The sequence below is a fragment of the Pseudomonas sp. genome (genome assembly GCF_026224925.1).
Classification (GTDB): Bacteria; Pseudomonadota; Gammaproteobacteria; order Pseudomonadales; family Pseudomonadaceae; genus Aquipseudomonas.
This window is the reverse complement of record NZ_JAMFRV010000099.1, coordinates 1-7,431: the sequence shown is the minus strand read 5'-3', so window position 1 is coordinate 7,431 and position 7,431 is coordinate 1. Positions and strand designations below refer to the sequence as shown.

Annotated in this window: 3 protein-coding genes and 1 pseudogene; 1 reads left to right on the top strand and 3 read right to left on the bottom strand. The window is 53.7% G+C overall.

All coding sequences use genetic code 11. The features are described 5' to 3' along the window. Positions 1-1,115: 1,115 nt before the first annotated feature. A pseudogene (locus M0974_RS04515) lies at positions 1,116-1,352 on the top strand (type VI secretion protein IcmF/TssM N-terminal domain-containing protein); the annotation flags it as partial. 95 nt (positions 1,353-1,447) lie between these two features. Here the strand turns inward: M0974_RS04515 and M0974_RS04510 are convergent. The 3 genes from M0974_RS04510 to M0974_RS04500 form a co-directional block, all read right to left on the bottom strand. Next, entirely contained in the window at positions 1,448-3,310 is a 1,863-nt protein-coding gene (locus M0974_RS04510; RefSeq protein WP_297833336.1) for a hypothetical protein, read from the bottom strand. A 964-nt stretch (positions 3,311-4,274) separates the two neighbouring features. Continuing rightward, positions 4,275-6,161 (bottom strand): acyltransferase family protein, encoded by a 1,887-nt coding sequence (locus tag M0974_RS04505; protein ID WP_297833333.1) that lies wholly within the window; start codon positions 6,159-6,161, stop codon positions 4,275-4,277. Between the two features lie 44 nt (positions 6,162-6,205). Next, positions 6,206-7,431 (bottom strand): hypothetical protein (locus M0974_RS04500; RefSeq protein WP_297833331.1); only part of this gene is annotated, 1,226 nt, incomplete at its 5' end.

The following is a 7,431-nucleotide window of genomic DNA, read 5'->3' as shown; positions in this document are numbered from 1 at the left end:
CAGGACCCGGATGCTGATTAATTCGGGTAGTGAACGAACTGCTGCGGTCTACAAGTGCGGCCTTACAATGCTTTCTGTAGGAGTCGTCCAAGGGGGGGCAACCGAGAACGGTTGGTCTTGTTAGCCCACTGCGGCCTCATACACCAAAAAAAGCCCGCGCAGGTCATCAAACCCGGCGGGCTTCGTTTTTATCAAACAACATTTAACTAGCTAAACAGGAAATCAACTGTAGGAACTCGCTTGCCCGCGATCGGCTGCAAAGCAGTCGTAAAATCAGCAGACTCGTTTCTTCCCGTTAGAAATGAGTGTGCCGGTTTGGGACCGCTTCGCGGTCCATCGCGGGCAAGCGCGCTCCTACAGTTTTGGTGGTTTGTCCGTGAAACATAAACCCTCAGTCGTTAACAAACCTTACTTTCGGAAGGCTCCTACAAGCGGTCGAAAGACCGACAGTGCGTGTCTCAACAGGCGCTGGATTAGGACTTGAATAAATCGTATGGCAGCAAAACGGTATCAATTGCGGCGTCGATAGGTAAGGAGTAAATAAATGCCACAGGACAAATTATTGTTAGCAAGCACATTATAGGTAGGGGGTCATAGGGACCAAACGACGCTTTAAGTGTCAGATATTGATAGGTGCCCTGAACACCTTTAAAATAGTTTGCATCCACAGAGCTGCGTGCCGTTCTTGCCACTATGGATCCGCACCCACTAATGGAAATTATAAGAAGTGTGATTAATGCCGCGTGTATATATTTTTTTGCCTTCGTGCGTGAGCTTTTCATGGTTGTTTTCTTTATTTTGTATTGGTTTCGGTAGAATATTCTGTAACCAAATTCAAATATGTAGTCTGCCGGCGGAGCGGCTGTAGGAAAACTCCTAAAGTGATAGTTTCTAACTGGAACAGATTGAGTGGCGATATTCGAATAGGTTTTTCGCGTACAGTTTTACTGTAGCGGTAAATCCATTCCCGGATAAATTTCATCTCTACAGTATTTCGGTTTGATCTGGCTTTAATTTAGTGTTGGTTCTGATTACTTGGTTACGATCTATCCGCTTTCAACGCGGACTCTACCCACTCTCGCGCGGTCTCCAACAAGTACATAACAGCCACTTCAATTCGTGAGCGCCTGAAGGACATCCGCCAGCAACTAAAGGTCGATCTACCGGTTTATCTAGTACTCAGCAAAGCTGACGCGATTGATGGCTTTGGCGTATTTTTCGATCAGCTGGCGAAGCACGAAAGCGGTCAAGTATTGGGCGCGACCTTTGCCGATGATCAAAACGGCAATGACCGGCAGGTGCTGCGCGGAGAGTTTGAAGCGTTGTTGCAGCGCCTCAACAGCCAAGTGATCACCCTCTGCTTCAGGCACCAAGAAGGCCAGGAGAGAAGCAGAGGGGACGGTGTGGTTGGGCTGTTGGGCTGTTTGGCAGTGTTAGGGGTTGGGTCCTACCATGACAACGCTTGCGCAATCTTGTTCGCCTCAAGCTTGGTTTGGTCACCGTCCATTATTGGTGCCCGTAGCAAAGACCGTTGCCCCTCGCGGTCTACAATCCAAAACGCCATTTTTATGGGTGTGCCTCGCGGGACGCCGTCAATAGAACCCTCGTCGGAGGCCTCTTTCTCGCCAGGTAGCTTCGTCACATCGAACTCCCATTTGCGGCCGGCTGTCTGCGGTTCTCGCTTGGCCAGTGTGGGCGAGAACGTCGTCCTACGTACGTCTCCGGCTTGCAGCCGCAAATTTTTTGCCATGAAAGAGCGCAGCAACGACTCAAGTTCATCGTCAGATGACTGAGCGAAGCCCACGGTGAGGCCAAGTTGCGCCCTTGTTTGCAAATTTTCGTAGTAGAAACGACCGTGTGTGCCCAATCTCAGGCGGTAGTCGCCTACGCGCAAGGGAAGATGCATGCCATTCTGACGGTTGACCAAGGCATTTTCATTCTTCGGCATTGCCCAGCCTAGCGTAGAGTCGCTTGCCTGCCATTCGATGAACGTACGGTTTAGGGGGACGGCCTCGTGAACTCTGCCCTGGCGATAGGCAATATCCGCTGCGTAATCCAGCGCAACGCGATAGAAGATTTCATCGATAAAGCCATTTTCCCAAGCAGGCACGGCTAAATCCAACGAGCGGCGGGCGGCATCCAGGGCGCCGCGCCGGTACTGCGACACGCCGATAAGTGTCTGCACACGCGCAACTTCCTCCGAGGAAAAGGCATCGGGCAGCGCCTTTTCCGCCAGTTCAGCGGCCTTGGACCAGCCGCCCGGAATCTCCAAGGTTGAATCCATGTCTTGGATTTGCTCGGCCATAGTACGTTCGCGGAACAGCGGTCGTGCGCTTTGCCATTTCAACTGTGCGAACAACTTGCGCACCTGCTCAGTTGCTTGAGCTTCGTCCCGCGATTTAAAAGTCACGTGAATCGCCATGCGCCAGTCGCCGCGTAGCGCCATCCAATAAACGTTGACACATTGCTCGCCATCACACTCCTCTTGCCTCCCGTGTTTGACGGAGGTCAGGCCGTCGAAGGGGAGATCGGGCATTGCGGATGCAAGCGCCTTTGCCTCACCCTGCCCTTCGTAGGATTTGAGCCACTCCTGCCGTTGCGATGCATTCTGTTTGCGTTGTTTCTCGTCATAAGACAGCGAAATCTTGGCGCTCAGGTGGCTGTCCGCCAACTCCTGCGTGTAGAGGAGGCGGGTGGTGGAATCCCGGTTTTTTGCTGGCTCAAACGTTGTCAGTTTCCACTGCCCCAGCAGCAGTGGCATCGAGAAGTCAGCCAGTTCGTATCGCAAGCGCGGCTCGTCCGGTGACAAGCTCCATAGACCGGGATAGGGGTTGACGGCCGCGAAAAGCTTTTCCTGCAGACGTGCGACCTCTGCTCTTTCTCCCGCCATCATGCTTGCCTCTATTGCTCGGCCCAGCATGCCCGGGATGCGAGGGTCGCGCTTGTTCTTCGATCCGGAAGAGGCTGTTTCCTGCTCCCAATACGCAATCTGCTCTTCGGCGGCGATCCGGGCCTCGTCGTATCTCTTCTGCTGGTGCAGCAGGTTGACGAGCAAGTCGCCCGCTTCGAGGTCCGTGTATTCTCCGTAGCCGCCCTTCTTACGGCTCGCCTCCATAGCCGCCTGGGCCATGACCGTGGCCGCTGCCAATAGTTTCGCGTTGCTCAGGCGTTTTGCCTCGCCCATCAGCCAAGAAGGGTTTGGCGCCGGGGTCTTCGCCACAACCGTCGGCGCCGCCCAGGCAGCGGTGTAGGTTGACAGCAAGACTGCGACAACGATTGAGCAGCACCGGCCTCGTACCGAACTCTTCATTTGTGTCTCCCTTGCACGGGACTAACGGGCGTATTCCACAAACGTGTACCCAACAGCAAGGCGCGGGGGGAACGAGGCGCGGAGTCCGGGGATAGGCGCTGTAGCGATGGATGCATAAATACTTCCTTGTGGCTTTAAATAGTGGTTGAAGCGGCTTACTAAACAGAGTTTCCCTTTCGGGGTTGCGTTTACCGTCCTTGTTCTTGGTCGAAGGACGGCAACAGTCACTATGATTTCAATCGGCGACTGCTTTGCCGCGAGTAGGCCGTGGATTCAACATTACATGTTATGAAGGCCATAACTGTTTTGATTGTCCATACACAAACACGCTGATTTTCCAGCGTAATCATCCCCGACCAGAAAGTGGCAGTCGATCACCTGTTAAATATTAAAAACAGGTTTGGTTGGCTCTTTCTCCCCGCAGACCCTGTACATCAGTAGGCCGTAATCCTTTTTCAGGTAGGCGACTATCAGGGTGAGTTTGTTCTGAGGGGACAAGACTGGCATGGGGAGGCTCCATTTGTAAACTAAAAGAAGTCTTTGGTATATATGCTTGGCCAGATTAATCCATAATGACTGTAGGATATGTTACTTGCTAACGAAGGATTATTCCTAAGTTGGTTTAATGATCTGTGTATATATTAAACTGTCGAGATTTTTCCAAGTGTGTTTAGTGTTGCGGTTTAGTTGTTAGATTGAGATCGGTATTAGCCTCAAAGCTCTACGTGCAACCGATCAGCATCTAACGCCGATTCGAGCAACTTTACGAAAATTACTGGCCCCAGGATTGAGGCCAAAAAAAGCCCGCGCAGGTCATCAAACCTGGCGGGCTTCGTTTTTATAAAACAACTGAAATTATCTATATTTTTACCGATCTGTAGATATCGTTTTGTCGGCGTCTTGTCAGTTACGACGTCTCGCGAACAAGCCCGCTCCTACGGTGATCGAGTTGAACCACCTCCCCTCAATTCAACTTCTCAATCTCCGGCATCACAAAATTCTTAACAATGTAAATCGAACCCTTTTCACTCAAATGCCCCGAGTCAATCTGCAGCAGCGAGTTATCCCCCTGCAGTCTCACCAAGCACGAATCCGCCACACACAACTTATCAATCAAGGACACAAAATCCACGGCGTTGTGGTCGATGGAGTTTTGCGTTGCGCGATCGGAGATCATCACGCTGCGGTCGAGGGCGGCGTCGGTGATGTGGGAGTCGTTGGCGCCCCAGTGGCGGTTGGCGATGACGCTGGGTAGGGAAGGGCTCCATTGCGGCAGTGGACCCATGAGTACGACGTGTTTGACGCCGTAGCTTTTGAGCCGTGCGGCGATTTGGTCCCAGTGGGTTTTGTCGTGTTCATCTTTTTGCGCGATAACCACGATGTCCGGCTTGTCAGCCTGAATGCTTTCCAGTGCGGTTCTGTTGGAGTAGTTGCAACTGATGCGCGGCGGGGTTTGCAGCCCGGTGTCGTCGGTGAGGCTGGGTTTGCAGGCGGCCGAGGTGACTTGGTAGAACGGCGTGTCCTTAGGCAGCAGTGTTCTCAAGCCCAGCGACAGTGCTTGGGCGTGGGAGTCGCCCCACAGGAAGACGCCGCCTTCGCCGTGTTTTTGCGTGCAGGACGGATCGATCGCTTTTTGTCCGCGCTGTGTGAAGGCGGAAAACGCGTCGCACTTGAGCCAATAGGTTTCGTAGAGGTTGTTTTGCCGGTCGGCGTAGTCCTGCACAAAGCGTGCTTTGTCAGAGATGCTGATGGTGCGTAATGGGGTGACGGCGCCTTGTGTCGCTCGCACTGCGGCGCCACCGGCGAATACCAAAACGATTAGGCTGCTGACGGTGGCGAACTTCCAGGGGCGCTCGCGTTTTACCTTGGAGGTGCTCTCGATCAGCGAGAATGAGGCGAAGCCCAAGGCGAATGAAACTGCGATCCCGGCCAGCGCACTCCGGGTATCGTTCAAATACCCGGCATAGCTCATGAACACCACCACCGGCCAGTGCCACAGGTACAGCGAGTAGGAAAGCTTGCCGGTCCATTGTGAGAACAGGTTGTTGGTCATGACCGAATCTTGCCGAGCCGAGACGATCACCAGCAGTGTGCCCATCACCGGCAACAACGCCAGGTAACCCGGCCAGACGTCTCTTTCGGACAGGATGAAAAAGCTCACTAGCATCAAGCTAATACCCAATGTTTCAAGCGCACGTTGTGGCAGGTGTTTGAGCTTGATCGGGAACAAACAGGCGACGCCGCCCGCCAGTAATTCCCAGGCGCGGGCAGGCAATAGATAAAAAGCCGGCTCTGGCCATTTGAATGAGACATACACGCAGGCCAGAAAGCCGAGAACGCTCCCGGCGAGGACGATCCAACGCAGTAGGTGCAGTGAGATCAACCGGCTAAGCAACAGCAGGATAATCGGGTAGATCATGTAAAACTGCCATTCAACCGAGAGTGACCACGTATGCAGTAGCCATTTCTCATGGGCGCCGGCGGTGAAGTAGCCCGCTTCTGACCAGTACACAAAGTTGGAAAAGAACCCAAGGCTGCTGGCGACGTGTTTGCCCAGTTCGCTGTATTCCAGTGGCAGTAAATAGAACCAACCAAACACTAATAGTGTGCAGCACATGACTGCCAGCGCCGGGATGATCCGCTTAGCCCGGGATTTGTAGAAGGTGATCAGGCCGAAGCTGTTTTTTTGCAGGCCACGGAAAATGATCCCGGTGATCAGATAGCCGGAGATGACGAAAAATATATCGACGCCCGCGTAACCGCCTGGCAGCCACGCCGGGTTGAAATGGAACAGGACCACGGCGATTACTGCAATCGCGCGTAGTCCATTGATGTCTTCTCGAAAGTCCATGGCGATTCTATCCAGGGGCGGGCAGTTGCTGAGTCGGTGCTGAATCAGCGTTTAACCATCTCGTCTGGGGCGTTCAGGCTAATGATTTTGGGAAAGTTAGTGAGGGTTACGGTTGCCGCACAGTGCTGATCGCTGCACGCCCACGGCGTATCGGTGTTGATCTGGCCTTTTGCTGGGTGTGCGGTGTCGATGAGTTGCAGCTTGCCTGCGAGCTTGGCGCTGCTGGTCACTTGTTTCTCTTGGGAGCGACCGTCAACCCAGCCGACGACGACGTGTTCTGTGCCTTTGTTGAAGTACAGCAGGTAAACATCGTTGACCATGGTGCTGGGCTCGGGGTCGTAGGTGTAATCACGTACGAACGGACTTATGGCTTTGAGTACGCCATAGCCGGGTTTAGGGTCCAGGTTGTGGTCGAGCAGGCCGAAGTTGTGTTCTTGATCGGTTTTGTCCAAGCCATCGTTGACCAAGTCATACCACCACATGCCTTTCAGGCTCGGTATAGTCCGGGCTAGGAAAAACGTTCGCGCTATGTAGGAAGCGACGGTCTCCGGTGTGTTTCCGCAATTGCCGGTGTGGCTTGGCCAGCTGACCTCGGTCAGGTAAATCGGAATTTCCCTACCGGCTTTTTCGTTCACGTGTCGGACGTAATCACGTACCCATTTGGCCCAGGCTTCCGGTGTGTTTTGCCCTCTGCCTGCGCAATGCACGTAGGGGTGTATCGACAGGCCATCGATCTGATCGAGTATCCCGGCGTCGATCAAGCGGTCAGCAAAACCGAAGTTCATGCCTTCAGGGGTCACGGAGCCAGCGAGGATTTTGGCCTTTGGATCGTTCTTACGAATCAGCGGTACCGTTTCTTTGACCAGCGTGGCGTAGTCGGCGGACAGCTTGGGGTCTTTCGGCCCCTCCAGGTCCCACTCGTTCCAGATTTCCCAGTAGTCGGTTTTGCCGGGCAATTGGCGGGTCACGTAGTCGACGTATTTGAGGTATGCCGTCTTGACCTCTGGCGTACGGGGCTTGAGGTTGTCGTGGAAGTTGGTGCTGTAATCAAGAATCGTCAGCGTGGTCAGGTTATTGCTTTTGGTGGTGTTCAGGTACGTGCGCCACGGCGCCACGATGCGCAATTGGTTAGCCGTCGGTTCTGCCGTGGACCAATACGCGTCGTCTTTGACGGCGGTGATTCCGGCATCCGAGACCATCTGCAAGGCTTTGACCGGTGATGTTTCGTAGTTCATCAAGTGCGTGCCGACCCCGACGATAAAAGCATCCT

What these genes read in the sequence shown, in the direction of transcription:
- M0974_RS04510 (WP_297833336.1), bottom strand. Translation starts at nt 3,310, where the DNA reads ATGAAGAGTTCGGTACGAGGCCGGTGCTGCTCAATCGTTGTCGCAGTC.
- M0974_RS04505 (WP_297833333.1), bottom strand. Translation starts at nt 6,161, where the DNA reads ATGGACTTTCGAGAAGACATCAATGGACTACGCGCGATTGCAGTAATC.